The organism is Planococcus sp. CP5-4_YE (genome assembly GCF_019042655.1).
GTDB lineage: Bacteria > Bacillota > Bacilli > Bacillales_A > Planococcaceae > Planococcus.
The window spans coordinates 85,028-110,279 of the sequence record NZ_JAHPZO010000006.1 but is presented as its reverse complement, the minus strand read 5'-3'; the positions used below and the strand labels follow the sequence as shown (position 1 = coordinate 110,279).

General features: G+C 49.0%; 32 protein-coding genes. 23 read left to right on the top strand and 9 right to left on the bottom strand.

All coding sequences use genetic code 11. The features are described 5' to 3' along the window. Positions 1 to 9 precede the first annotated feature (9 nt). The 14 genes from arsA to KTG14_RS09445 all read left to right on the top strand — a co-directional run bounded on the left by arsA (position 10) and on the right by KTG14_RS09445 (position 11,456). A complete protein-coding gene (arsA, locus tag KTG14_RS09510) occupies positions 10 to 1,779 on the top strand; it encodes an arsenical pump-driving ATPase (RefSeq protein WP_216970707.1) in 1,770 nt (589 codons plus the stop codon). A 42-nt stretch (positions 1,780 to 1,821) separates the two neighbouring features. After that, positions 1,822 to 2,250, top strand: a complete 429-nt coding sequence (locus tag KTG14_RS09505) for a protein-tyrosine phosphatase family protein (RefSeq protein WP_216970706.1) — start codon at positions 1,822 to 1,824, stop codon at positions 2,248 to 2,250. A gap of 49 nt (positions 2,251 to 2,299) precedes the next feature. Beyond that, positions 2,300 to 2,578: a HesB/IscA family protein gene (locus KTG14_RS09500; RefSeq protein WP_216970705.1), complete on the top strand. Its 279-nt coding sequence runs from the start codon at positions 2,300 to 2,302 to the stop codon at positions 2,576 to 2,578. A 244-nt stretch (positions 2,579 to 2,822) separates the two neighbouring features. Then, on the top strand, positions 2,823 to 3,356 hold the full coding sequence (locus KTG14_RS09495) for an NUDIX hydrolase (RefSeq protein ID WP_216970704.1): 534 nt from the start codon (positions 2,823 to 2,825) through the stop codon (positions 3,354 to 3,356). Positions 3,357 to 3,410: 54 nt separating this feature from the next. Then, a complete protein-coding gene (locus KTG14_RS09490; protein ID WP_216970703.1) occupies positions 3,411 to 3,647 on the top strand; it encodes a hypothetical protein in 237 nt (78 codons plus the stop codon). A 1-nt stretch (position 3,648) separates the two neighbouring features. Then, positions 3,649 to 4,134 carry an HIT family protein gene (locus tag KTG14_RS09485; RefSeq protein WP_216970702.1) on the top strand — a complete coding sequence of 162 codons (486 nt, stop codon included), beginning with the start codon at positions 3,649 to 3,651 and terminating at the stop codon, positions 4,132 to 4,134. Next, positions 4,131 to 4,886 (top strand): amidohydrolase family protein, encoded by a 756-nt coding sequence (locus KTG14_RS09480; RefSeq protein ID WP_216970701.1) that lies wholly within the window; start codon positions 4,131 to 4,133, stop codon positions 4,884 to 4,886. Before KTG14_RS09485 ends, KTG14_RS09480 begins: the two co-directional genes overlap by 4 nt. 135 nt (positions 4,887 to 5,021) lie before the next feature. Then, positions 5,022 to 5,405 (top strand): MerR family transcriptional regulator, encoded by a 384-nt coding sequence (locus tag KTG14_RS09475; protein WP_216970700.1) that lies wholly within the window; start codon positions 5,022 to 5,024, stop codon positions 5,403 to 5,405. Beyond that, complete coding sequence (locus tag KTG14_RS09470) at positions 5,402 to 6,904, top strand: class I adenylate-forming enzyme family protein (protein WP_216970699.1); 1,503 nt, start codon at positions 5,402 to 5,404, stop codon at positions 6,902 to 6,904. Before KTG14_RS09475 ends, KTG14_RS09470 begins: the two co-directional genes overlap by 4 nt. Continuing rightward, positions 6,905 to 8,578, top strand: a complete 1,674-nt coding sequence (locus KTG14_RS09465; RefSeq protein ID WP_216970698.1) for an acyl-CoA dehydrogenase family protein — start codon at positions 6,905 to 6,907, stop codon at positions 8,576 to 8,578. It begins immediately after the preceding gene. 161 nt (positions 8,579 to 8,739) lie between these two features. Then, positions 8,740 to 8,931, top strand: a complete 192-nt coding sequence (locus tag KTG14_RS09460) for a hypothetical protein (protein WP_216970697.1) — start codon at positions 8,740 to 8,742, stop codon at positions 8,929 to 8,931. A gap of 21 nt (positions 8,932 to 8,952) precedes the next feature. Continuing rightward, positions 8,953 to 9,495, top strand: coding sequence for a histidine phosphatase family protein (locus KTG14_RS09455; RefSeq protein ID WP_216970696.1), 543 nt, complete (start codon positions 8,953 to 8,955; stop codon positions 9,493 to 9,495). Then, entirely contained in the window at positions 9,492 to 10,163 is a 672-nt protein-coding gene (locus tag KTG14_RS09450) for an HAD family hydrolase (protein ID WP_216970695.1), read from the top strand. Before KTG14_RS09455 ends, KTG14_RS09450 begins: the two co-directional genes overlap by 4 nt. Positions 10,164 to 10,448: 285 nt before the next feature. Then, positions 10,449 to 11,456, top strand: a complete 1,008-nt coding sequence (locus KTG14_RS09445; protein ID WP_216970694.1) for an LLM class flavin-dependent oxidoreductase — start codon at positions 10,449 to 10,451, stop codon at positions 11,454 to 11,456. Positions 11,457 to 11,526: 70 nt separating this feature from the next. Here KTG14_RS09445 and KTG14_RS09440 read toward each other — a convergent pair whose 3' ends face one another. Beyond that, positions 11,527 to 11,799: a hypothetical protein gene (locus KTG14_RS09440; protein ID WP_216970810.1), complete on the bottom strand. Its 273-nt coding sequence runs from the start codon at positions 11,797 to 11,799 to the stop codon at positions 11,527 to 11,529. A 157-nt stretch (positions 11,800 to 11,956) separates the two neighbouring features. On the opposite strand from KTG14_RS09440, the gene KTG14_RS09435 reads away from it, so the two are divergent. Together KTG14_RS09435 and KTG14_RS09430 are read left to right on the top strand one after the other, a co-directional pair. After that, positions 11,957 to 12,112, top strand: coding sequence for a hypothetical protein (locus KTG14_RS09435; protein ID WP_216970693.1), 156 nt, complete (start codon positions 11,957 to 11,959; stop codon positions 12,110 to 12,112). Beyond that, positions 12,113 to 12,430, top strand: coding sequence for a serine hydrolase (locus KTG14_RS09430; protein WP_308461988.1), 318 nt, complete (start codon positions 12,113 to 12,115; stop codon positions 12,428 to 12,430). Positions 12,431 to 12,479: 49 nt separating this feature from the next. Here KTG14_RS09430 and KTG14_RS09425 read toward each other — a convergent pair whose 3' ends face one another. The 4 genes from KTG14_RS09425 to KTG14_RS09410 form a co-directional block, all read right to left on the bottom strand. After that, complete coding sequence (locus KTG14_RS09425; protein WP_216970691.1) at positions 12,480 to 13,349, bottom strand: hypothetical protein; 870 nt, start codon at positions 13,347 to 13,349, stop codon at positions 12,480 to 12,482. Positions 13,350 to 13,451: 102 nt separating this feature from the next. After that, entirely contained in the window at positions 13,452 to 14,174 is a 723-nt protein-coding gene (locus KTG14_RS09420) for an amino acid ABC transporter ATP-binding protein (protein WP_216970690.1), read from the bottom strand. Beyond that, positions 14,167 to 14,826: an amino acid ABC transporter permease gene (locus tag KTG14_RS09415; protein WP_216970689.1), complete on the bottom strand. Its 660-nt coding sequence runs from the start codon at positions 14,824 to 14,826 to the stop codon at positions 14,167 to 14,169. Before KTG14_RS09415 ends, KTG14_RS09420 begins: the two co-directional genes overlap by 8 nt. A gap of 31 nt (positions 14,827 to 14,857) precedes the next feature. After that, positions 14,858 to 15,625, bottom strand: coding sequence for an ABC transporter substrate-binding protein (locus KTG14_RS09410; protein ID WP_216970688.1), 768 nt, complete (start codon positions 15,623 to 15,625; stop codon positions 14,858 to 14,860). 133 nt (positions 15,626 to 15,758) lie between these two features. Between KTG14_RS09410 and pcp the strand changes: the two genes are divergently transcribed. The 4 genes from pcp to KTG14_RS09390 all read left to right on the top strand — a co-directional run bounded on the left by pcp (position 15,759) and on the right by KTG14_RS09390 (position 19,817). Continuing rightward, positions 15,759 to 16,385: a pyroglutamyl-peptidase I gene (gene pcp / locus KTG14_RS09405; protein WP_216970687.1), complete on the top strand. Its 627-nt coding sequence runs from the start codon at positions 15,759 to 15,761 to the stop codon at positions 16,383 to 16,385. A gap of 143 nt (positions 16,386 to 16,528) precedes the next feature. After that, entirely contained in the window at positions 16,529 to 17,461 is a 933-nt protein-coding gene (locus tag KTG14_RS09400) for an ABC transporter ATP-binding protein (protein ID WP_216970686.1), read from the top strand. 11 nt (positions 17,462 to 17,472) lie between these two features. Further along, entirely contained in the window at positions 17,473 to 18,732 is a 1,260-nt protein-coding gene (locus tag KTG14_RS09395; protein ID WP_216970685.1) for an ABC transporter permease, read from the top strand. Further along, on the top strand, positions 18,729 to 19,817 hold the full coding sequence (locus KTG14_RS09390) for an ABC transporter permease (RefSeq protein ID WP_216970684.1): 1,089 nt from the start codon (positions 18,729 to 18,731) through the stop codon (positions 19,815 to 19,817). Before KTG14_RS09395 ends, KTG14_RS09390 begins: the two co-directional genes overlap by 4 nt. Positions 19,818 to 19,844: 27 nt before the next feature. Here the strand turns inward: KTG14_RS09390 and KTG14_RS09385 are convergent, their stop codons facing one another. Further along, positions 19,845 to 20,504 (bottom strand): HAD family hydrolase, encoded by a 660-nt coding sequence (locus KTG14_RS09385; RefSeq protein WP_216970683.1) that lies wholly within the window; start codon positions 20,502 to 20,504, stop codon positions 19,845 to 19,847. A gap of 126 nt (positions 20,505 to 20,630) precedes the next feature. Here KTG14_RS09385 and KTG14_RS09380 point away from each other — a divergent pair, with 126 nt between their 5' ends. After that, positions 20,631 to 20,924, top strand: a complete 294-nt coding sequence (locus KTG14_RS09380; protein WP_216970682.1) for a hypothetical protein — start codon at positions 20,631 to 20,633, stop codon at positions 20,922 to 20,924. Positions 20,925 to 20,968: 44 nt separating this feature from the next. On the opposite strand, the gene KTG14_RS09375 is transcribed toward KTG14_RS09380, so the two are convergent. From KTG14_RS09375 to aceA, 3 genes are read right to left on the bottom strand one after another with little or no spacing between them, the layout of a single operon-like run. Further along, the gene (locus tag KTG14_RS09375; protein WP_198551089.1) at positions 20,969 to 21,097 is read right to left on the bottom strand and encodes a YhfH family protein; all 129 of its coding nucleotides are present in this window, start codon (positions 21,095 to 21,097) and stop codon (positions 20,969 to 20,971) included. Positions 21,098 to 21,115: 18 nt separating this feature from the next. Further along, positions 21,116 to 22,717 carry a malate synthase A gene (gene aceB / locus KTG14_RS09370; RefSeq protein WP_374939888.1) on the bottom strand — a complete coding sequence of 534 codons (1,602 nt, stop codon included), beginning with the start codon at positions 22,715 to 22,717 and terminating at the stop codon, positions 21,116 to 21,118. Next, positions 22,714 to 24,006 (bottom strand): isocitrate lyase, encoded by a 1,293-nt coding sequence (gene aceA / locus KTG14_RS09365; protein ID WP_216970680.1) that lies wholly within the window; start codon positions 24,004 to 24,006, stop codon positions 22,714 to 22,716. The genes aceB and aceA overlap by 4 nt, the downstream gene beginning before the upstream one ends. A 180-nt stretch (positions 24,007 to 24,186) precedes the next feature. On the opposite strand from aceA, the gene KTG14_RS09360 reads away from it, so the two are divergent. After that, positions 24,187 to 24,837, top strand: a complete 651-nt coding sequence (locus KTG14_RS09360; protein WP_216970679.1) for a LytTR family DNA-binding domain-containing protein — start codon at positions 24,187 to 24,189, stop codon at positions 24,835 to 24,837. A 90-nt stretch (positions 24,838 to 24,927) separates the two neighbouring features. Next, the gene (locus tag KTG14_RS09355; RefSeq protein WP_216970678.1) at positions 24,928 to 25,227 is read left to right on the top strand and encodes a hypothetical protein; all 300 of its coding nucleotides are present in this window, start codon (positions 24,928 to 24,930) and stop codon (positions 25,225 to 25,227) included. The last annotated feature ends 25 nt before the right edge of the window (positions 25,228 to 25,252 follow it).

Genomic DNA, 25,252 nt, shown 5'->3' with positions numbered 1-25,252 from the left:
AGCGTTCCTATGTATTCATTGTTCAACCCGAATCAAATGGCCGTCACTCCGTTTCTATTTTTCACCGGTAAAGGCGGTGTCGGGAAAACTTCGACCGCGTGTGCAACAGCAGTTACTCTTGCAGATCAGGGCAAGAAAGTCTTGCTCGTCAGCACGGACCCGGCATCCAATTTACAAGACGTGCTGGAAGTCGAACTGACCAACACTCCGAAATCCATTCCTTCTGTCGCGAATTTATCGGCTTGCAATATCGATCCGGAACAAGCAGCCCGTGCTTATAAAGAAAGCGTCGTCGGCCCTTACCGTGGCAAACTGCCGGATGCAGTGCTCGCGACAATGGAAGAGCAATTATCGGGAGCATGCACGGTCGAGATCGCGGCATTTGATGAGTTTTCGCATTTGCTGGCAGATGACGAGATTTTAACGCAATATGACCATGTGCTGTTCGATACCGCACCGACTGGCCATACGCTGCGCCTGTTGCAATTGCCGACGGCGTGGAGCGGCTTTTTGGAAGACAGCACGCACGGCGCATCATGTCTCGGCCCGCTCGCTGGGCTTGAAGGCAAAAAGGCACTGTACAAAAAAGCGGTGGATTCGCTATCCGATGGCCACAAAACGACTTTGATCTTAGTGGCGCGCCCGGACAATTCCTCCTTGCTCGAGGCGGACCGTGCGTCATTTGAATTAAAAGAAATCGGCATCAAAAACCAATTGCTCATCGTCAATGGGCTGCTTCAAGCCCATCAGCCAGAAGACGCGGTCTCTACGGCATTCTACAAGCGGCAACGTGAAGCGATTGAACAGACACCTGAAGCGTTGAAGCAAGTGATGGCTTATTCATTGCCATATGTTTCTTATTCGCTGACTGGCGTTGCAAACTTGCGCCATTTGTTCAGTTCATACGCAATCACTTCGTTCGAAACGGAAGAAGCGGGCGAGCCGCTCGACTTGCCAGGATTGAACAGTGTCATCGATGACTTTTCCAAACACAATACGCGCGTCATTTTCACGATGGGCAAAGGCGGCGTCGGCAAAACTTCCATCGCCTCCGCCATCGCAGTCGGCTTGTCCGAGAAAGGCCATAACGTCCATTTGACGACGACCGACCCGGCCGCTCATTTGGCGTATACATTTGAAGGAAGCGGCACACGCGACAATTTGTCCATCAGCAGCATCAATCCAGACATCGAAGTGGCACGTTATAAAGAAACGGTCATCGAACAGGCAGGCGGCGGTATGACCGAAGAAGAGCTCGCTTATTTGAAAGAAGACCTTGAATCGCCGTGCACCGAAGAAATCGCGTTGTTCCAAGCCTTCGCCAAAGTAGTGGAGAAATCCGAAGAAGAAATCGTGGTTATCGATACCGCGCCGACCGGGCATACTTTGTTGCTGCTTGATTCGACTGAAGCCTACCATAAAGAAATGAGCCGCTCGACCGGGGATGTGCCAGACAGCGTCAAGAAACTATTGCCGCGCCTGCGCAATCCAAAAGAAACGGGTGTTGTCATCGTCACCTTGGCGGAAGCGACGCCGGTATTGGAAGCGGCGCGTCTCGAAGAAGACTTGAAGCGTGCCGGGATCGAGCCAAAATGGTGGGTCATTAACCAAAGCCTTTATGTTACAGATACAGCGGATGCTGTATTGAAAGGACGCGCGATCTCCGAGAAAAAGTGGATTCGCAAAGTCGACGCAGAACTGGCCGAGAAATGCGCCATCATTCCTTGGCTCGAAGAAGAAAAAATTGGTTATGAACAATTGAAGGAATTCATTTTATAATAATGGGGAGATCAAATGAGTTTGGAAGGGATGAGGCAAACGATGAATGAAGCATACCAGCAATTAGTGAAAGACCGCATTTTCATCGGCGGCGCAGCAGATGCGAAAACAGCAGTTGAAAATGAAGGCATCGACGTCGTCTTCGATTTGCGCGCAGAAGCAGGGGACAGCGAGGAAAGCTATACACGCATCCATGCACCGATTGTCGACGATTCTAAAGAACATCAGGATGAGTCGATCCAAGAAGCGGTGGACGGGGTTGTCACAGCGTACGAAGAAGGCAAGAAAGTCTTTTTCCACTGCGCAGGCGGCAGCAACCGCGCCGGTACTGTCGCAATCGGCACTTTGCTTGCGTTAGGCAAAGCAGAGACGGTTGAAGAAGCTGAACAAATGGCGACGAACGTACGTCCGATCATCAGCGTGAAGCCAGAATTGAAAGAATCGCTGCACCGTATTTTTCCGCAAGCCTGATCTATGTGAAAGCGAAGACAAATTGAAAAGAACAGGAGAGATGAAGTTTATGATGATTACCGATGAAGCTAAGAACTATATCCAGTCCATTCTTGAAGAACAGCAAACGGACAACTTGCGTCTTTATGCAGTCGCCGGCTGCTGCGGCCCGCAAATCGGCTTGTCGCTCGATGCACCGGAACAAACGGATGAACTCATCGACGTGAACGGCATCCGTATAGCGGTCGCGCCGGACGCTACAGAAATGGTAGAGGAGCTCGCTTTGGATTTTGACACGCAAGGCGAGCAAGGCGGCCTGGTCATGATCGGCGCGCCGACTGGCTGTTAAATAGAAAAAAGAGCTCATCCGTGAGCTCTTTTTTTTAGTGGCTTCCCTTTACTTTAATATTGTGAGAGAGAAATCGAGTGCTGAGGCGTCTGCCTTCGGTGCTTTTTTTATTCAGGAAAAAAACAATAAAACAGTAAAAAAAGTCTGTTAATTAATGGGAATATTATTTAAAGTATATACAGGGCTGAAATAGGAAAGAAGTATGACAAAGAACTATAGTTCAGAGGAATGGGAGATATAGAAAATGGAAGTTTGGGATTTGTATGACGGGGAGCGCAACTCGCTCGGTAAGACACATATTAGAGGCAATAAACTGCAGCCTGGCGAGTTCCACATTGTCGTGGAAGTCATTACGCTCAATGCAGATGGAAGGATTTTCATGACGCAAAGAGATCCGGTAAAACCGCTTCCGATGCTGTGGGAAACTACGGGCGGTTCCGTGACTGCAGGAGAAAGCAGTTTGACGGGGGCTCTCCGCGAACTGGAAGAAGAAACGGGATTATTGGCAAGGCCTGATGAACTACGCTTTTTGGGGCAAACAAAAGGCGGTAATTATTTTCTGGATAGCTATGTGTGGAGGTGCAAAGAGCGCATCGATATGGATGCCCTTCAGCTTCAGCCGGGTGAAGTGTGCGCTGCGCAGTTGGTCAATTGGATCGAATTCCAACAAATGAATCGGGAGCGCTTGATCGTCCCTTCGGTCTACCAGCGCATGGAATTTTATTTTGAGAAATTGGCTTCTTTTTCGACTTATGCATGGGATGGTTCATTCAGGTAGAGAACTGAGATGCACAAATCTCTAGAAAGCTAGACTGCAAAGGGGGATGGGGCCATGAAGAAATTGCTCGGTTTATTTTTTGAAGAAGATACTGGTAAAAGCGACGGAAGCAACAGTGAATATTTTTTGGTTTTTGTCGTTTGGGGATTGATTCTATTGGCGAATGGGTTATCTGAATACTTTTTTGGCAAAGCCATCATCGACAATTGGTTCATAATTTTGGCGATCGGTCTCGTGGCATTTCTTCTTTCAGAAGCTTTTGGCAAAAAAACAAGTCAGGGGGGCGATTGACATGAGAACTATTACTTTAGCAAATGGCAAAACCGTCGAAGTGGAATGCTTGAGTTGTGCGTTAGTGAATGGCTTGATCGAACCAGAAGGCGGTGTCGTGGCGGAGACGGAACATTTCCACGCCCATCAAGATGTCGCCTATCCCATTCCAGGTTTGATCATTCTCGCCTCGAAGCGCCATTTGAAAAGCTTGGACGAATTAACGGAAGCGGAACGTCTCGATTACATCACTGTTCTGTCGGAAATCCGCAAAGCGCAGCGCGACGTCCTTGGCATCGAGTCGGTCTATTATTTCTATAATGAAGACACGACACATCATTTCCATACGTGGATGGTGCCGCGGTATGAATGGATGTACGAGTTCGGGCGTTCCGTGGAGTCGGTACGGCCTGTGCTTTTGCATGCGCGAAATGAGATGAACGATGAAGTGAATGTAAGGAATGTCCGGCAAGCGATTTCGGCATTGACGGAAGAACTGAAGCGATGAGTAAAGTGAAAATCTTCGATGCCCATTTACATATTATCGATCCGCGATTTCCATTGACTGAAAACCAAGGTTATTTGCCGCCAGCATTCACTGCTTCGGATTATGTGAAGTCTGTTGAGGACTTCGAAGTAACCGGAGGCGCCATCGTCTCGGGCTCGTTTCAGAGCTTTGACCAATCGTATTTACTGGATGCGCTCGACACGCTCGGTGACCGGTTTGTCGGGGTGACGCAATTGCCTGCAGACACATCGGACGAAGAAATTCTTAAGTTGCATGAGAAAGGCGTCCGCGCTGTGCGGTTCAATGTGAAGCGCGGGGGCTCGGAAACGATCGAGCAACTTGATCGTTTCGCAAGGCGTGTCCATGATATCGCCGGATGGAACGCCGAGCTGTACATCGACTCAAAAGATCTCGGGGAGCTGAAAGACACAATCAACCAGTTGCCATCGGTTTCCATTGACCATCTCGGGTTGTCGAATCAGGGATTCCCTGAACTGTTAAAGCTGGTAGAACAAGGCGTTAAAGTGAAAGCGACTGGGTTTGGCCGGATTGACTTTGATCCAGCGGAAGCTATTCGCATGATTCACGCACTCAACTCCGAAGCGCTGCTGTTCGGCACGGACCTGCCATCGACGAGAGCAGACACACCTTTTCAGGCAAGCGACGTGACATTGATCCAAGAAGCTTTAGGCGACAATGAAGCGGAAAAGGTTCTCCATCACAATGCGTTGAAATGGTACGGAATTGAATAATTTTCATTTGGAGCCAGCCCCCTGTTCAGTTGACAGAGGGCTGGTTTTTTATATACACAAAGCTCTTGCGATTTACGTTAACGTCAATGATAAACTGTAATTATCACAACAATCAGATAGGAAGGAGTGAGGCGGATGAAAACCATACGTGAAGCTGCAGAGGAATTCGGGGTAACGACGCGGACCATCCGCTACTACGAAGAACTGGGCATGCTCAAGCCAGAGCGGACGAATTCCAATAAGCGGTTGTTTTCGAATGCTGAAATCGCGAAACTCAAGCTCATCGACCGGGGCAAGAAATACGGTTTTACATTAGACGAAATCAAGGAAATGGTATTGTTGTTCGATGCCGACCGCTCGGGCAAGAAACAGCTTGAACGGACGATTGAATACGGCAAAAAACAAATACAAGAAATGGGGCGCCGCATCGAGGAGCTTGAAAAGACGAAACAAGAGATGGAGTCTTTACTTGGGGAGTTTAACGAAAAATTATCGAAATTGAAGGGGATGGGGAAATGAATATCTCGCAATTACTCGAGCGCAATGCACGGAAATACCCGGAACAAGAGGCACTGGTCGGAATGGGGCAGCGTGTGACATTCAGAGAAATGGATAAGCTTGTAAATAATTTGGCGCATGCGCTATTGAAACGGGGCATCAGTAAAGGAGATAAAATCGTTCTGTTCATGCCGAACGTACCGGAATTCGTCATGACGTATTACGCTGCGCAGCGCATCAATGCTGTGATCGTACCGATTAGCGCAAAACTTGGGCCAAAAGAAATCGGCTATATCTTGGGACATTCGGATGCAAAAGCGCTTGTCGCTCACGAATTGCTATTTGAGTCCGTGAAGGATCTGGAAACGAATGGATTGCTTTCGGTCAAGACCGGGCAAGAAGCACGTGGCTGGGAAGTATTCGGCGACTTGGTAACAGCGGAAAGTGAAGAAAATCTATCCTCCGATGCGCAGGACGACGAGCCATCGACGATTCTGTATACGTCCGGTACGACCGGGAAACCGAAAGGCGTCCTGTTCAGCCACCGCAATGTGCTGACGGTCGCGCAAATGATCTGCGTTGAAATGGAAATGAAGCCAGACAGCCGCCTGCTCCATATGATGCCGCTCAGCCATTCTGCACCGCTCCATCTGTTTTTGGTGGCCGGAATGATCGTTGGGGCAAAGCATGTGCTCGTCCCGACGTTCACGCCGGACTTGTTGCTTGATACAGTCGAAAGAGAACGGACGACGCATTTCTTCGGTGCGCCGGTGGCTTATCTCATGACCGCCAAACACCCTGAAATCGGCCAACGTGATTTGTCTTCGATGAAATGGTGGATTTACGGTAGCGCTCCGTTATCTGCGGGGGAAGTGAAATTCGTCCAAGAATCGTTCCGCACCGATAATTTGGTCTGCGTATACGGCCTGACAGAAGCAGGGCCGAGCGGAACCTTGATGACAGGTCCGGAACATGCAGAAAAAGCGGGAAGCATCGGCAAACGCGCCGCGCTCCATACCGAAATCCGCATTGTGGATAACGATGGCCAAGATGTGTCGCCTGGCGAAGTCGGGGAGATCCTGCTTCGTGGCGAAGGCAATATGCTCGGCTATTACAAGAACGAGGAAGTGACAAAAGAGACTTTTATCGGCGATTGGCTGAAAACCGGCGACTTGGCGAAAATCGATGAAGACGGATTTATTTGGGTTGTCGACCGCAAGAAGGATTTGATCATTTCAGGTGGCGTCAATATTTACCCGAAGGAAATTGAGGAAGTGCTCATTATGCATCCAGATATCCACGAAACGGCGGTAATCGGTGTGCCGCATGCGGAATGGGGCGAAACCGTTAAAGCGTATTTCGCTGCATCGCGTGAATTGAGCGCAGACGAAATCAAAGCATTCGCCGGAAATGAACTGGCAAGCTATAAAGTGCCGAAGCTCATCGAACAAGTCGAAGCTTTGCCGCGCAACGCATCCGGCAAAATCCTTAAGCAGCCGCTACGGGAAGGACGTGTTTGAATGGTTGTCTTAAAAGGTACCGCACCAAGCGGCGAACGCAATTTCTATACAAATGATGAGACCTTGAAGAAGATATTGGCACAACAATTGCCAAAGGATTTTCTCCATTATGCACAACGCGAGCTGCAATCATTCGGCAAGCTCGCTGCAGGCGACATTGACGAACGCGCACGCCATACCGACCGGGAAGGCGCACCGAAGCTAGAAAAATACAACCGGCTTGGCGAAGATATTTCACACGTCTGGGTCAATGAAGGTTATCGAAAAACAGTCGATGAAACATATAAGACAGGCATCGTCGGCTATGTTCATAAAGAGATTCCCCAACTCGAAAGAAAAGGCAATTACGTCTACAGCTTTGCGCAAGGCTATTTATTGTCGCAATCGGAACCTGGCTTTTACTGCCCGGTGACGTTGACGATGGCGACAGCTTATTTGCTTGACCATTACGCGGATGCAGCCGTTAAAGAAAAATTCCTTCCTCATGTTTGCGCAACTGGGGACATGGAACTGTTTGAAGGCGCGACGTTTTTGACGGAGCGCCAAGGCGGTTCGGATGTCGGCGCGAATGTTGTGCAGGCGCTTGAGACGGATGATGGCTATCGCTTGTATGGGGAAAAATATTTTGCTTCGAATGCTGGCATGGCAGGTGTCGCGATGGTGCTCGCTCGCAGGCAGGGAGCACCAAAAGGGTCGAAAGGGCTGACATTGTTTGCGGTGCCGTGGAAAGTGGACGGCGAACTGAACGGCATCAAAATCCGCCGATTGAAAGACAAACTCGGCGTTCGGGCGGTGCCTTCAGGAGAAGTTGAATTCGACGGCGCGAAAGCCTATGCCGTGGGCGACCCGAAAAACGGCCTTAAGTACATGATGGAAGCGTTGAATTTATCGCGCATCTGCAACGCGGTTGCATCGATCGGCATCATGAAGCGCGCATTGGATGAGGCGACAGAATACGCAGGGCGCCGCAATGCATTCGGCCAACAGCTCACGGATTTCCCGATGGTTCAGGACAGCCTGATGAAGCTGCGAGCCAAGCAGGAGTTTGAAACGGCCGCGATATTCGACTTGATCGGCTTGTATGACCGCGTTACAGAAGGCAGCGCCACAGAAGAAGAACAAGTGCTGAACCGCCTGCTTATCGCGATTTTGAAGAAAGAATCAGCGGAACAGGCGATCCATTTTTCGCATGAAGCGATCGAGATGCACGGCGGCAACGGCTATATCGAGGACTTCGTCACACCGCGCCTATTGCGCGATGCACAAGTGCTTACCGTCTGGGAAGGCACGGCGAACATCCTCGGGCTTGAACTCATCCGTCTCGTCAACAAATTGTCAGCGCATGAAATATTCATCGAGCATATCGAAGGACGTTTGGCAAAGTTGCAGGCGAGCGCTGATGTAGAGTTGTTGAAGGAGAAAACGAATGAGCTTCAAACGGAGCTGGCGGCGTTTGCCGGATTTGATGCGGCGCTCCAAAGCTTTGATGCGAAGAGCCTGATGAAGAAAATGGCACAGCTTTTCGAGAACATAGTAGCGCTTGAATGGGCTGAACAACACGGAGGCATGTATGCGCCGCTATCAGAAATTTTCACCGAAGCAACATGGAACACAAGGACAATGGGCAAGGACATGAAGACTGTGAGATATTTCAAAGAAGTGATGGGCAAGTAAAGAAATCACCCGCTGCAAAACATTGCAGCGGGTGATTTTATGCGAAATAAGCAGTCAGGCATATGTTAAGCTGGATTTTGGAGTGACAATAGACATGCAACAGCAGAACCTTTTTGTGCAGGAAGCGTCCAGTTATTAACAAGTGAGAAAGAGGTGGGCGTATGGGTTTCTGGTATATGCTGTTGTTATTCATCGGGATTTGTTTGTTTTTTGCAGGGATGCTGCCGAAAAAAGGCTTTCCGTTCTGGGTGAAAATCGGCTTGCTCGTAGGTGGTGCTCTATGTATTGGGTTTTCTCTTTTCATGTTCTCGCCCGGAAGTGCGGAAATCATGGCGGATTTGCTTGGTTTATAAACGGAAATGGAGTGATTTTAAGTGACAAAGATTTATATCATCCGGCATTGTGCCGCAACTGGGCAGGAGCCGGATGCAGAGCTTACAGAAACCGGAATGGCACAAGCTGTAGAATTAGGCGGTTTTTTAAGTGAGACGGGGATCGAGCGGATTGTTTCGAGCCCCTATGCACGGGCCGTTCAATCAATCGGTCCGTTAGCGGAGGCATTGGCTGTAGAAATCGAAACCGATGAGCGTTTGAAAGAACGGGTATTGAGTTCTGGAAATCTTCCCGATTGGTTCGAGCTCTTAAAAAGTACATTCGATGACCACGACCTCACGCTTGAAGGCGGGGAATCCAGCAGATTGGCGCTGAGCCGTATTTCACAAGTTGTGGGCGAGCTGGAAAACAGCGGCTGCCAAACAGCGGCAATCGTCACCCACGGCAATATCATGGCCTTGCTTCTGTCACGATATATGGAAGGCTTCGGATTTGAAGGATGGCGGGCGTTAAGCAATCCGGATGTGTTTGTTTTGAATGATGGAGTGGACGGTAAACGCTTATGGCATGAGGAAACGCAATGATTGCCGCGGTGCTTTTTGATTTGGACGGGACCTTGCTCAACCGGGATGCTTCAGTCGTATCGTTCATAAACGAACAATACGAAAGGATGCAACCGTCTCTCGGGCATATTCCGAAGGCATTGTATGCCGAACGCTTTATTGAGTTGGACCGGCGCGGCTATGTGTGGAAAGATAAGGTTTACGCACAGTTGATACAAGAGTTTGAAATAAAAGATACGACTTGGGAGTTTTTATTGGAAGACTATCTCGCTAACTTTCAATTTCATTGCGTTCCTTTTGGGGGACTGCGCACATTGCTTGAGGACTTGAAAGGTCAAGGTTTGAAACTGGGCATCATCTCCAATGGCAAGGGCAAATTCCAGATGGACAATATCAAGGCGTTGGGAATAGAAATATATTTCGACACCATCTTGATTTCCGAAAGTGAAGGGTTAAGAAAGCCGGATCCGCGGATTTTCGAAAGGGCGATGGCCCGGTTGAATGTCCTGCCATCGGTAAGTTTGTTTATCGGGGATCATCCGACGACGGATGTGGAGGCAGCGGAAAATGCCGGCATGCTCGGGATATGGAAAAAAGATGCGGGATGGAGTAAAGCCGCAGCTGATTACTCTATAGATGAGTTGAATGAAGTGAAGCGGATTGTCCAAAGGCTAAATGCACAAAAATAAAGCGTGTACAAGCTAGGTTTCACCAAATTTGCATAAGGAGTGGCCGTGCATGAAAGCCGTCTCGTCGTGATCTATTGCTATAAGAACAAAGTGGAAAAAGTTTCCGACCCCGTCATTATATTGATTAACCTCGCACCGTGGACAAGTATTTTTCTCAGTGCATGGGTGTGCTTGCGGTGGATAGTATAGCTTTAGTGAGCCAATGAAATGTGGGCTCTGAGCATTTTCATACGCCTTCCGGATAGAGAGCTGTACAATAGGGAAGGTAAAGGAGTGCTTAAACTAATGACACAAAAAACATTTCAGCAGATTCCGGTGGCCGTGCTCGATTTGGCGCCAGTCAATGAAGGCAGCACCGCAACGGAGTCATTTGCAAATAGCGTAGAACTCGCGCAGCATGTAGAGAAACTTGGATTTAACCGCTACTGGCTGGCGGAGCATCACAATATGCCAGGCATCGGCAGTTCGGCAACGTCCGTATTGATCGGGCATATCGCCGGAAACACGAAAACGATCCGCGTCGGTTCCGGCGGCGTCATGCTGCCGAACCATGCTCCGCTGGTCATCGCTGAGCAATTCGGGACGCTTGCATCTTTATATCCGGACCGCATCGACCTCGGCCTTGGCCGTGCACCCGGCAGCGACCAGGCGACCGCATATGCTTTGCGCCGCACGCTTCATAGCACAGGCGACGAATTTCCTCAGCAAGTGATGGAATTGGAGAATTATTTCTCCGATAAACCGGTCGGCCGTGTCAAAGCATACCCGGGGACAGGTATGGATATTCCGCTATGGCTGCTCGGTTCGAGCGGATTCAGCGCACAACTAGCTGCGCAAAAAGGCTTGCCGTTTTCATTCGCCAGCCATTTCGCGCCAGACTTCACGATGCAGGCGCTGCAATTGTACCACCAGAATTTCAAGCCCTCTGCATCTTTAGATAGCCCATATGCTATGGTTGGCGTGTCACTGATTATTGCCGATACACAGGAACGTGCGGAGTGGCTTGCTACGTCTTCACAGCAACAGATGTTTGCCTTGATGAAAGGTGAACCGACAACGTTCCAGCCGCCGATTGATGATCTCGGGTCGGTATGGACGCCGCGCGAAATCGTCATGTTCCGGGATAAACTGAAATCCGAATCGATGATTGTCGGTACGCCTGAAGTGGTCCGCGAGAAGCTTGAAGCATTTGTTTCGAAAACGCGTGCCAACGAAGTGATTGTCAATTCACCGATTTTCTATCAGGAAGACCGCCTGCATTCTTGGTCTTTGCTTTCAGAAATGATGGAATAAGGAAAGCACCAGCTCTCAGCTGGTGCTTTTTTCAATAGAAAATCCCCCTCCAGATTAGAAGGGGCAGGGATCATTGAAGGTTCTGTGGTTTGGCTTCATCGTGTTTCATGATTTGTATTTCGATGTCTTCATCATTTTTGGCATAATCGGGTCCGCCTTCGCCGATCATGTTCAAAATGGAGTCGAACTCTTCAGAGAGCCAATCTTTCAATTCTTTCGGCTCCAGGTCTTCGTCGTCATTCGCGTAATCCGGTCCGCCTTCACCAATCATGTTCAAAATCGCATTGAACTCTTCATCGAGCCGCAATTCGACTTCTTTGCGTTCTATCCATTTGCGTTCCATGACGATATCCTCCTTTTTTTAGTCGTTAGAACGGCGGACAAACTCTATTTTCACTTTATATTATACAGAATTTTCTGTCTTTTTGGTATTATTTTGTCTTAAAGGATTGGGAGAACTTCTGACGAATTGAACCATCATGGAAAGGTGCGTGGCAAAAGTGGAAAATGCGATAGAAGAACTGATTGCTGAGACTTCAGGCCATGTAAGTGTAGCGATTAAATCTGGATCAAGCCGTTTGTATATCAATAGCGAGGCTTTGATGCGCGCAGCCAGTACGATTAAATTGGCTCTTTTATTCGAAGCGTGCCGATAAATCGCAACTGGCAAGCTTTCGGGAATCCAAAAAATGGATTTTGGGGGCGAACCGACTGGAGGAGCAGGCGTGCTCAATCATCTAGAATCACTGAAAGAATTGGCCTTATGGGATGCATTGAGCTTGATGATTATCATTTCTGATAATGCTGCCTCTAATGCGATGCTGGACTTGCTTGGAAAAGAAAACATCAATAAGGCGATCAGCGACCTTGGCTTGAAGAATACAACAATCGAGCGGCGATTCATGGATTTCGAAGCGGCTGAAAAAGGGCTCGACAACCGGATCAGTGCAGGCGATATGAAGTCTAGCGTATAAATTCATTAAAAACCCCTTGGCCAATTTTCAGGCCAAGGGGTTTTTGTGCTTATTCAGTTAAATACTGGGACATCGAGTCAAAAAAGCGGGAGGATGTTTGTTCGAACCATTCTCTATACACAGATTCCGGTTGTTCAGGAATCGTATAGGCAAGCTCGGTCCGCAAATCATCCGTCAAGGCCATCTTTTGGCGCGGGCCATCCGGCGTCAGCCAATTGAACTGCGCGCGGCGGTTGGCATTGGCGAATTGGACCCATTCAGTCTCGGTTTCAGCTGAGTCGAACAGTGCTTCGCTTGAAATGAGCATCCAGCTTTCGCTTTGGTGCTTCGGGGGGAGCCATAAGCTCTTTTCCATCACGCCTTCTTCGACAGGGAAATCGTAGATCTCATGGCGCAGTTCCTTTACGCGTTCACCGTTTCCGAGCGACAAGCCACGGGAAACATAAATATTGCCTTGGAGTGTTTCGGTGTCTGCGGTGCGGATCACGCCAAAGGGATTGCGCGTCGCATCGGTGCCGTAAGTTTCTTCCTCTTGCTGCAGCATCGTGTCTTCATTCCAGCGGGTAATCGTTGCATCTTCCACGCCGCTGCGGTTCATCGAAAACGTAAATGGCATCCAGCCGGTGTTTTCGACTTTGTCGAAGAGGAGGACATCGCCGTTTGGTAACGTTTCTTCGGTAATGGCCAGCGAACCGATCGACAGGGTCAGGAAGGTCAAAGGATAGATGTCAGTGGTGACACTTCCGTCTGTTTCCGTCTGTGCTTCGCCGACCGTGATGAAGGTCGGCTTGTCGATGCTGAGTTCGATGTCTTCGTGCGTATAGAGGATTTCCTCATTTTTCAAAAACATGACCGCTGTAAAAATGATCAGCGCCATGAAAAACAAAGTAAGGATCAATATGACAATCTTTCTGAACAAAATTTCCACCTCAAATTTCGGGTATTTCCTGCATTACCAATTATAGCACGGGGACAGGCCGAAAATGGGCGAGAGTTTTGAGCATCACATGAACGTTTTCCGTTACAGTACTTTATCCAGAAAATCGCGTGCGCGTTCGCTCGCCGGATGTTTGAAAAAGCTTTCAGGCTCGCCTTCTTCGACAAGGACGCCATGGTCCAAAAACAAGACGCGGTCTGCGACTTCTTTGGCAAATCCCATTTCATGGGTGACGACGATCATCGTCATGCCGGATTTTGCAAGATCTTTCATGACCTCTAATACTTCTTTGACCATTTCCGGGTCGAGTGCCGAGGTCGGTTCGTCGAAAAGCATGAGCTCAGGTTCCATGGCGAGCGCACGCGCGATGGCAACACGCTGTTTCTGGCCGCCGGATAAGCTATTCGGGTAGGCATCGGCTTTTTGCGCCAAGCCGACGCGCTCAAGCAATTGGCGTGCCTTTCCTTCAGCGTCGTACTTTTTGATGCCTTTCGCTTTCATCGGGGCATACATTAAATTCTCCAGCACCGTCATATGAGGAAAGAGATGGAAATGCTGAAACACCATGCCGATTTGCTGGCGAATTTTGTGTATCCCTTTTTTGGAGGCGGTCAAGTTCTTGCCGTTGATTTCGATGCTACCTGAGCTCGGTGTCTCCAGTAAATTCAAACATCGCAGAAAGGTTGATTTGCCAGAGCCGGACGGGCCGATGATTGCGACAACTTCGCCTTTTTGGATGCTGATTGTAATATCACTCAATACGAGGTTGTCCCCGAACTTTTTTGATAAGGCTTGTACATCAATCACTAAGCTTCAATCTCCTTTCCACCATGCGGCCGATCACCGTCAAGCCCATGACCAGGCACCAATAGATGAGGCCGACAAATAATAGCGGCTCAAAGTTGCGGAACAAGTCTGCCCCGACCACTTGGGCGCGGCGCATCAAGTCCAGATAGCCGATCGTCGAGACGATGGCGGATTCTTTCGTTAAGGTGATGAATTCATTCATCAAGGCAGGCAGGATATTCTTCAGCGCTTGCGGCAAGATGATGTCTTTCATCATCGCGCCGTGCGGGACGCCAAGAGCCTGTGCTGCTTCGAGCTGGCCTTTGTCGACCGCTTGGATGCCGGCGCGGATGATTTCCGAAATATAAGCGGAGGAGTTCAAGCCGAATGCGAGAATTGCGGATAGAAACGGCAAGATGTCATAGCCGGTCAATTGCGGGATCGAATAATAAATGATCATCAGCTGCAAGATAAGCGGCGTGCCGCGAAAAATCGAGGTATAAGCATCGGCGAACCATCTCAGCGACTTTGCTGAACCGATTTTAAATAGTGCCAGCACGGTCCCGAGAATGGAACCGAGAATGATCGCGAAAAAGACGAATTTTAAGGTCACCCAAATTCCTTCGAGCATGAAGGGGATATACGGGACGATTTGTGAAAAATCAAGATTCATAACAGTTCCAACTCTTTTCTAAGGGCGAATTTTACTGCTCGTCTGTGAGCCATTTGTCTTTGAGTTCATCTAACTTACCGTTTTCTTCCATTTCAGCGAGGACGGCGTTGACTTCATCCACCAAGTCACTGCCTTTCGGGAAGGCTACTGCCATCCCAGGAGATGCGGTTGTCGGGTCATCGAATGCATCAAGCCCTTGCACTTCGATATATCCAAGCGCCACTTGCTTATCCATATAAGCGGCGTCGATACGGCCGGACAGGATTTCCTGGATCAATGCGCCGGAATCGTCGAGCGCCTTCAATTCCAAATCGATGCCTTCATCCTCGATGATGCTCTTAGCGCCTTCTTCCTGGATCGTTCCGAGTTGGACACCCACCGTCAATCCTTCCAGATCTTCAAGCGTCTCGAGGCCAGGGCCTTTTTGGGAGACGAACATTTCGCCGGAATGGTTGTATTCAGTCGAGAAATCGACATTTTCCTTACGGGTATCGGTCGCCGACATGCCTGCTAGCACTAGGTCGACACGGTCATTTTGTAACGCACCGATCAACCCGTCGAATTTCATATCGGTGATTTTCAGTTCAACGCCGAGTTCATCTGCGATATAATTAGCAAGGTCGATATCAAAACCGACGATGTCGCCTTGCGGGTTGCGTGATTCAAAAGGCGCGAACTCAGCGGATGTGCCCATCTCCAATACCTCTTTTTGTTCAGCTCCAGACTCGTTTTCTGCTTGTCCACAAGCCGTTAAAAGAAGTGTTGAAACGCCGCCTGCAAGTAAGTATGATTTCTTCATAATAATTCCCTCCATTGTATTTTTATTCGATAAAACGAATCTTAACACGACGGGAGGGTCAGTAAAAGAGTTTTTATACATATTGATGAATAATTATTAATTCAAATAGTTCAGAAAATTGGAGTGTGAAAAGATGAAAACTTTGCTTTTGACCGGATTTGAACCTTTTTTGGATTACACAATTAACCCAACAATGAGAGTGGTTGAACGACTAGACGGCGAAAGAATCGGTGATTACCAAATTATCAGCCGCATCTTGCCGGTCGATTTTAAGCGGTCGGGCCAGCGCATACTGGAGTGGATCACAGAATTGGAGCCTGATGCAGTTGTTTCATTAGGGCTTGCGGCCGGACGCTATAAAATAACACCGGAGCGAGTCGCATTGAATGTCAAAGATGGTGATCAGGACAATGAAGGCTACCGGCCAGTCGATGAACCGATTTCAGCAACAGGACCGGACGCTTATTTGTCGACTTTACCAGTACGCAAGATGACTCAAGCGCTTATCGAGGCAGGGCTGCCAGCAGAGATCTCCAATACAGCGGGTGCATATCTATGCAATAATATTATGTATGAAGGGCTTCGTTACGCTGCTACGAATAAGCCGGACATGCTGTCCGGCTTTATCCACATCCCAGCGGATCACCAGCTGGCGATCGAGCATGGGAAGCTTCCGAGCTGGTCCCACGAAGACTTGGCAAGGGGCGTGCGAATTTGTCTTGAAACAATGGGGCAAGAAGAGCTTGAAAGTAAGCAGTAAGACAAGAGACAGAGCATCAATGCTCTGTTTTTTTATCTATTCTTTACAATTCGATTAATATGAGAATTTTCTTGCAAAATGTCGTGGAACTTTAGCTGAATTCAAGTACGATAGAGACAGAGAGAAATTTGTGGAGGTGCCTTATGCTTGAAACGGACAAGCTGACCAAAAAATTCAAAGATACTCTAGCAGTGGATGATGTAAGCCTGGAGCTTAGAAAAGGAGAATCGGTTGGCCTTCTTGGCCCGAATGGCGCGGGGAAGTCAACTGCCATCGCCATGATTTCGACTTTGTTGAAACCAAGTTCAGGAGATGTCAGGCTCCATGGCAAAAGTGTATTAAAAGATCCAGGAGACATGCGCCGTGTGCTTGGTGTAGTTCCGCAGAAAATTGCTTTATATGAAGAGTTGAGCGCTTATGAGAATTTGAAATTCTTTGGCCGCCTGTACGGTTTGTCGGGCAAAAAGCTCGAACAGCGGATTGGCTATGTGCTGGATCTTGTCGGCTTGGCAGACCGCAAAAAAGAGCTGGTCAAGCATTATTCCGGAGGCATGCAGCGCAGAGTTAATTTGGCGGCGGCGATGATGCACGAACCGGAAGTGCTGATCATGGACGAACCGACCGTCGGCATCGACCCGCAATCGCGCAATCATTTGCTCGAGACGATTCGCAGGCTGAACCGCGAAGAGGGCATGACTGTGCTTTACACGAGCCATTATATGGAGGAAGTGGAGAAGTTATGTGACCGAGTGTATATCATGGATCATGGCAAAGTGATTGCCCAAGGGACGAAAGAAAAGCTGAAGGCCATTTTATCCGATCAAGAGACCGTGTGGATTGAATTCGACCAAAGTTATCCGGAATTGTTCAAGAAGCTCAGCGAAATCGAGGGCGTCCAGCATGCGGATGCAGATGAGCGGAGCCTGAAGCTGATTATCCCGAAAGGCATGCGCTTACTCGCCTCGTTGTTCCATGAAGCGGAGCGGCACGGTGCGCAAGTGACCAATGTCCATGTCCAAACGCCAACACTTGAAGATGTATTTTTAAGGCTTACTGGGCGCACTTTGCGGGATTGAGGAGGGGCATTATGGGAGCTTTTCTGATCAAAGATATTATGTTGCTATTACGCGATCGATACGAATTAATAATATTGCTGGCGATGCCTTTTTTGTTGATCGCGATTCTCGGTTTTTCACTGCGCGGCATATTTTCCGGCGATTTGGAAGCGCTGGAAATGGACGTAGCGCTTGTTTCAGAAGACAATGAAGCACAAGGAATCGAAGCGGTGCAAAACAACGTAGACGGAATGGGCCTGTCACAAGAGGCTGAGCAAGCGCTCAAGCAGTTAGCCGAATCGGCCAGCCCGCAAACGATGCTAACTTCGCTTCTGGATAGTGAAGAAATCAGTGGTTTAGTGGCGATTGAACGAATGGGGAGAGAGCAGGCGGAAGAAAACCTGGAAGCGCAATCGGTAGATGCAATAATCATTGTTCCGGATGGGTTTACCCAAAGCGCGTTAAACAATATGCTGTTCGGCGCAAGTGGCGGGGCACAGCTGGAAGTGCTTGCTGCCGATGGGGCTTCACCAAAATCCGATGTCCTTGTCTCCATCCTTGAGGAGTTTGTTCGCACCGTGAACTTCGAGTCATCGATTTCCCGGCTGGCAGGCGACAGAGCGACAGTGGAGATTTCGGGTGGCATCGAAACGATCACTGCACAAAAGTCCATGACTTCATTTCAATACTATACGGTCAGCATGGCCGTCATGTTCGTGCTATTTGTCGGATCGGCCGTGGCCAGGCAAGCAAATCTTGAGCAAAGGCAAATGGTGTTTGAGCGCATCCGGCTATCGAACCGGCCGCCGCTATTATACTTAAGCAGCAAAGCCGTCGCGGCAGCAGCGATTGTCTTTATACAATTGAGCCTGCTCTTTGGGTTATCGACATTGTTGTTCCAGACTTTTGCTGCAGACTCTTGGGATTTCTGGCTGGGAATCGCCTTGATTTCGGTAGTGCTGGCTGTTTCGGTCGGCTGTCTGGCTGCGTTTATGGTCGCCTTGACCTTGAGGGTCGAGAGCGATGCTGTGCCGGCAATTTTTTCTGCCGGCGTCATTTCACTTATGGCGTTTGTCGGAGGCAGCTTTGTGCCGCTTGATGGCATGCCGGAATCGATTCGGACGATCGGCAGCTGGACGCCGAACGGGGCAGCGCTGTCAGCTTACTTTTCCTGGATGTTGGATCCTGATGTTCACCAATTGTCAGGGCCGCTCGCTCGTATTTGTATGGTGTGTGTACTGTTCTTGGCGGCTGCCCTTGCCCTATTCCCGAGAAAGGGGGGAGCTGCATGAAAGCTGTCTTTTTACTGCAATGGCGGAAGTTTTACCGCCAGCCGCTGCTCGTTTTGGCGATGTTCGTTCTGACGATCATTTTCGTCTCGGTTTCAGCGGCAGGCGGAGAAGATGAGCCAGTTTTTGTCCCTGTTTATACAGAATCGATGAAGCAAGAGCAAGCGCTGGAATGGGTGGAGCGCTTGAACGACGAAAAGCAATTTGCGTTTAAGTGGATGCTGCCGTCTGAAGCGCGTTCTTACGTAGCGGAAGGAGATGTTCCGCAAGCTGTCGAGTTGATGGAGGCGGATTACCGTCTGTTGGTCGGCAGGGAAGATCCTGCACGCTTGGCGCTGGACTCGATGCTTCGCCGCGTCTATTCAGAGGAATTGCGCTTTGAGAATGCAGCGCAAGATGTGCCGGAAATCCGGGAGCTTATGGACTCGGCGCTATCAGACCCGGTGCTGAAATTATCGGCGGGCTCACTTCAAGGGAATGGGGATGGCGACAAACTCCAATTATTATTCGGAATGACTTTATTTTTCGTCATTTATACGATCATGTTCAGCCTTGTGCGGATTGTGGACGAGAAACGGACTGGTACTTGGAACCGCATGATCTTGTCCCCGGTTCGCAAATGGCAGATGTACTTTGGGCATTTGGGTTTCAGTTTTCTGATCGGTTTTTCGCAAATCTCCCTTATTTTCCTGTTGTTCCGGTATGCTTTTGGCTTTGAGATGGGCGATCGTTTCTGGTTGTTGATCGCGATTGCGGCTTGCTATACTTTTTCCATCGTGGCGCTCGGGCTATTAATTATCTCGCTTATTGCCAAGCCCCAGCAATTAAGTGCCGTCATTCCAATCGTTGCGACTGGAATGGCAATGGTAGGCGGTGCGTTCTGGCCGATTGAATTGGTGACCAATGAGGTCCTGCTTACAGTATCGAAAGTATTGCCCATCACATACGGCCTCGAAGCTTTAACAAGTGTCGCAGTATACGGAAACGGATTGCCGTCGGTTGCCACGTCACTAGTGATGCTCCTGGGTTTTGGCGGCATTTGCACGGCGATTGGTATCCGTTTACTGGAATGGCGCAGCGTCTCATGAAAAAAGAACCGCTATATGCGGTTCTTTTTAAATGATTTCCCAATTGCGTTCAGTTGCGAGCATACGGAGCCGTGCTTCTGGACGGACAGCGACTGGGTTGCCGACCAGTTCAAGAACGGGGACGTCTGACAGGCTGTCGCCATAAGCGAAGCTGTTTTTCCAATCGATGGCTTGGTCGCCAAGCGCTTCTAAAATTTTCTCGGTTTTAAGGGAACCTTGGATATGGATAACGGGTGTCTTGTGCGCCAGAACATCGGCCTCATAGGGCACTTCCGTACCGATGATTTTTTCGATGGGCAGCTCTTTGGTCACTGCGTGCAAGAGCGGAGTAAACGCACCGGACACCAGCATGCAATAATCTTCGTTTGAGACGTGCTGCTTCAGGCGCTCGATGACTTCTTGATTGAAATCATCGTGCATGAGATTAGCGATTTCCCCAAAATATTCTTCCAGCTCTTGTTTTGAAAAAGTCTCGAGTGCTGCAAGGTATGCCTGAACAGAACGTTCTCGCATTTTTGCTTCCGGGTAAATCTTCAGTTTATGTCCAATATACGGCGGCATGATCGCCCGGTAAAATTTACGATACCGGCGGTTGTGGACGGGATGGTTTTTCAAATGGTTCATCATCAACTGAAACGTTTCCTTTGAATATAAAGTGCCATCGAAATCAAATATGGCGACGCGCATAAAATCCCTCCACTCTATTTTCCTACTGTTTCCATCATAGCGGAAATCTTTAGTCTTCACCAAGCATGTTTAACGGTTTTCTCCATGAGGGTATGGAAAAGAAACAATGAAGCTGGAGGGGTAGGCATGGCAAAACAACGAATTACGGTCGGTTATGTGGAATTGACGCAAGACGAATCGGACCGTCTGTTTGAACAAGTGAAAAAATCGAGAGGCATCGACTCTTACGGTGAACTCCAAAGTTTAATGGAAGACTACGATTCGACTGTTGAAGAACCGGTCAAGCAACCGCTTAAAGAAGTCCTTGACGAAGAGGAAGCACCGGCAGAACCTGCGCAGCAAGGAGTGCGCTATATCAATATCTTCAACGCCATCGAAGCTGATGAAAGCTACCGCATTGAAGCATCCAACCAGGAATGAACGATAAAAAAGGGAGATCCGATTATGGATCTCCCTTTTTCTATCTATTCGTCTTTATTTGCGATGCAGCGTTCGCATTCGTAGATGATTGATTCGCGGCGTTCCTTGATTTCACAACCGCATTCCCGGCATTCTTTACGTGTACGCGTCTCATAAGTTTGCATGTTTTTCATAGTGATCTCCTCCAGTTATTAGTTTAGTTTTTGGTACCCTGGCAGCGTCAAGAATTCAGCAAAATCACTTTGCAATGTGAGACTTGTAAACAACTCGCGGGCTTCCGCGTAGTGTCCGGTGTTGTAGCGTTCATCGCCGACCGCCTGTTTGATTGAAGCATCTTCTTGTTCGATGACTTCGTGGAACAAGCTGACATCGACTTTGCGGCCGTCTTCTAAGACGCCTTTCGGATGGCGGATCCATTGCCACACTTGGGAGCGGGAAATTTCTGCTGTCGCTGCATCTTCCATCAAGTTATTGATCGGTGCAGCGCCGTTGCCGGAGAGCCAAGAAGCGATATATTGGATGCCGACAGAGATGTTGGAGCGGAGGCCTTGTTCAGTAATCGAGCCTTCCGGAATTTCCACCAGCTGTTCGGCGGTTACGTGAACATCGTCCCGCTGTTTATCGATTTGGTTAGGTGTCGGCATGTATTGATCGAATTGCTCCATTGCCGTTTGCACCATTCCCGGATGAGCGACCCAAGTGCCGTCATGGCCATTTGTCACTTCACGACGCTTGTCTTCAGCGACTTTATTGAAAGCTGCTGTATTCGCTTCGTCATCGCCTTTGACCGGGATTTGTGCTGCCATGCCGCCCATCGCTGGTGCGCCTCTACGGTGGCAGGTTTTGATACACAGTGAGGTATAGGCTTTCATGAATGGCACGGTCATGGTCACTTGAGAGCGGTCCGGAAAGATGTAATCCGGATTGTTTCGCATCCGCTTGATGACCGAGAAGATATAATCCCAGCGGCCGCAGTTAAGCCCCGCAGAATGGTTGCGCAGTTCATAAAGGATTTCGTCCATTTCGAATGCTGCCATGATCGTCTCGATCAATACTGTCGCCCGGATCGCGCCTTGCGGAATGCCCAGTTCGTCTTGTGCGAAGATGAAAACTTCGTTCCAAAGGCGGGCTTCCTGGTGGCTTTCGAGTTTCGGTAAATAGAAGTAAGGGCCAGTGCCACGGTCAATCAATTCTTTCGCATTATGGAAAAAGTAAAGCCCGAAATCAACGAGGCTGCCGGAAGTCGGCTTTCCGTCAATGAGGAGGTTCTTCTCCGGCAGGTGCCAGCCGCGCGGGCGCACCATCAACACTGCTGTTTTTTCGTTAAGTGCATATCTTTTGCCAGTTTCAGGAATTACAAAATCGATTTGCCGGCGAACTGCGTCCCGTAAATTGACCTGTCCGTCGATGACATTGAACCAGTTAGGCGCTGTCGCATCTTCGAGATCTGCCATGAACATCTTCGCGCCGGAGTTCAGCGCGTTGATGAGCATTTTGCGGTTGGTCGGGCCGGTGATTTCCACTCGGCGGTCTTTCATATCTTCCGGGAGGGGAGCGATTTTCCAATCCCCTTCTCGGATGTTTTTGGTTTCGGGAAGGAAATCGAGCTTTTTGCCGCTATCGAGTTCTTTCTGCCGCACTTGGCGCTTCTCCAAAAGTTCGATCCGACGATTGTCGAAACGAGTGTGCAGCTTTTCAATGAACTCCAGCGCTTCAGGAGTCAGGATCTCCTCCATGCCTGGAACCGCTTCACCTGTAATCTGTACATTCGATTTCGTCAGCACACGGATCACCCTTTCACTGTCTGGAATTGTTCAGTTTCAGTAGAGCCTTTCATCGCCGTCGTTGAGCTTGTGCCGCCAGAGACGATTTGCGAGATCTCATCGAAGTAGCTTGTTCCAACTTCACGCTGGTGGCGCGTTGCTGTGTAGCCTTTCGATTCTGAAGCGAATTCAGCTTGCTGCAATTTCGAGTAAGCAGCCATGCCGTTGTCTTTGTAATCATGAGCAAGTTCGAACATGCTGTGGTTCAGTGCATGGAAGCCTGCAAGTGTAACAAATTGGAATTTATAGCCCATCTTGCCAAGTTCAACTTGGTATTTCGCGATGGTTTCCTCGTCAAGCTTCGCTGCCCAGTTAAATGAAGGAGAGCAGTTATACGCGAGCATCTTGCCCGGGAATTGTGCATGGATGGCATCGGCGAATTGTTGAGCTTCTTCCAAATTCGGATGGGACGTTTCACACCAGATCAAGTCAGCGTATGGTGCGTAAGCAAGGCCGCGTGCGATGGCCTGGTCGATGCCTGGATTTGTACGGTAGAAGCCTTCCGGTGTCCGTTCGCCGGTGATGAACTGATGGTCGCGCTCATCGATATCGCTTGTGATCAAGTCTGCTGCATCAGCATCCGTACGGGCGATGATCAATGTCGGAACACCCATTACGTCTGCTGCAAGTCTAGCAGATACAAGGTTTTTCACTGCGTTTTGAGTCGGCAGCAATACTTTGCCGCCAAGATGTCCACATTTTTTCTCGGATGCGAGTTGATCTTCAAAGTGAACGCCAGCTGCGCCAGCTTCGATCATCGATTTCATCAATTCGTATACATTAAGCGGTCCGCCAAATCCAGCTTCTGCATCGGCGACAATCGGTGCGAACCAGTCAAAGCCTTCAGTGTTTTCAACGCTGTCGATTTGGTCTGCACGCTGCAACGCGCGGTTGATTTTGCGGACAACATCAGGAACCGAGTTAACCGGGTACAAACTTTGGTCCGGATACATCTGCCCTGCGGAGTTGGCATCCGCTGCAACTTGCCATCCGCTCAAGTAAATCGCCTGAAGCCCGGCTTTTACTTGCTGTACTGCTTGGTTGCCGGTAAGGGCGCCTAAAGCGTTTACAAAAGGCATTTCGTTAATCTGGCGATAGAGGCGTTCAGCTCCGCGCTGTGCGAGTGTCTGCTCGATCAATACCGATCCGCGAAGTTTGACAACATCTTCCGCTGTATAAGGACGCTCGATGTTCTCCCAGCGTTTATCTTCTTGCCATGATTTGTCCAATTCCTCGATTTGCTGTTGTTTGTTGACCATCCCAACCATCCCTTTCCGGTGTAGAAATATTTTCAACATCAACTGTATTAATACAGTTTGTTTTGATGTATATTAATATATAACAGAATATTCAACCTGTCCTGAAAAAATGATAAAAGCCGATATAGGATGACGAAAGGCGGAATATTCGGATGAATGAATTTGGAAGGGGAAATGGCTATGGCAAACACTGTATTGGAACAGGTAGGGTTTATTATTGGGGACTGGATTCCGAAAGAGGCATCTATCGCTGTTGCGGCCGATAATCAGTATATCTACTATAAAGCGGGCGTCCACGATCTCTCCATTAAAGAAGGACAGCCAGTATCATCAGGCACCATCGCCGCACGTGTCGCTAAAGAAGGCAGCAAAGTCGAGATGTATGTTGAAGAGGCTGTTCTTGGATCCGCTTATTACGGCATCGGTTATCCGATTACCATCGAGAACCAGGATGCCGTGCTGGTCATCACTTTGCCGCCCGATTACGTGGTAGGGAGAAAAAAGCCGCTTGCCTTTTTGACCGGCAAGCAGGATGACAGCTGGCGACCGATTCCCGTGGAGAAAGTATCCCATCTCGAAAGCAGCCAAAAGAAAACCTGGTTCTATGCAGACGAAGATCCTTATTGTTCGAGCCATACACTGAAGAACCTGAAAGGACAACTGCCTGATTATTTCTTGACTGTCCATCGTTCATTCATCGTTAACGTACATTATATAGAAGAAATTGCAAAAGATGTCGCGTCAAACTATGTGTTGACCTTGCGTGATGGCTCGACAATTCCCGTCAGCCAAAACTACACAGCCGAAGTACGAAGCCGTCTTGGATTTTAACAATCTTTACAATTCGTTCGGCAGGAAATAGAGTTCGCAAGTGGAATACTTTATGCAGAACGTAAAACGATGGGGAAGGTGGAGGCTGATATGACAATCTGGCCTAAATCCAAGCTTGGCAATATTTCTGTTGTGTTTACGGTCGTTCCGTTATTGTTAGCGTTGGTCATCGCCCTTGCCGGCGCATTCCAGGATTTGCCGCTGGGAGGAGAGATGTCCGATAATTTGCTTTTGACGTTTCTGCTGCTGATGTCCCTTGCATCCTTTATCATTTCACTCCTTTCCGGCATCAGCTCAATGTTGATCCGGAGAGAACGTTCCATGGCAGTTGTTGCTTCAATTGTCGTCTCCATCGTCGCGCTTGCCGTTTCGTGGAGCTGGTGGGTATAAGTTTCTTCCATTAAAAAACCGTTGA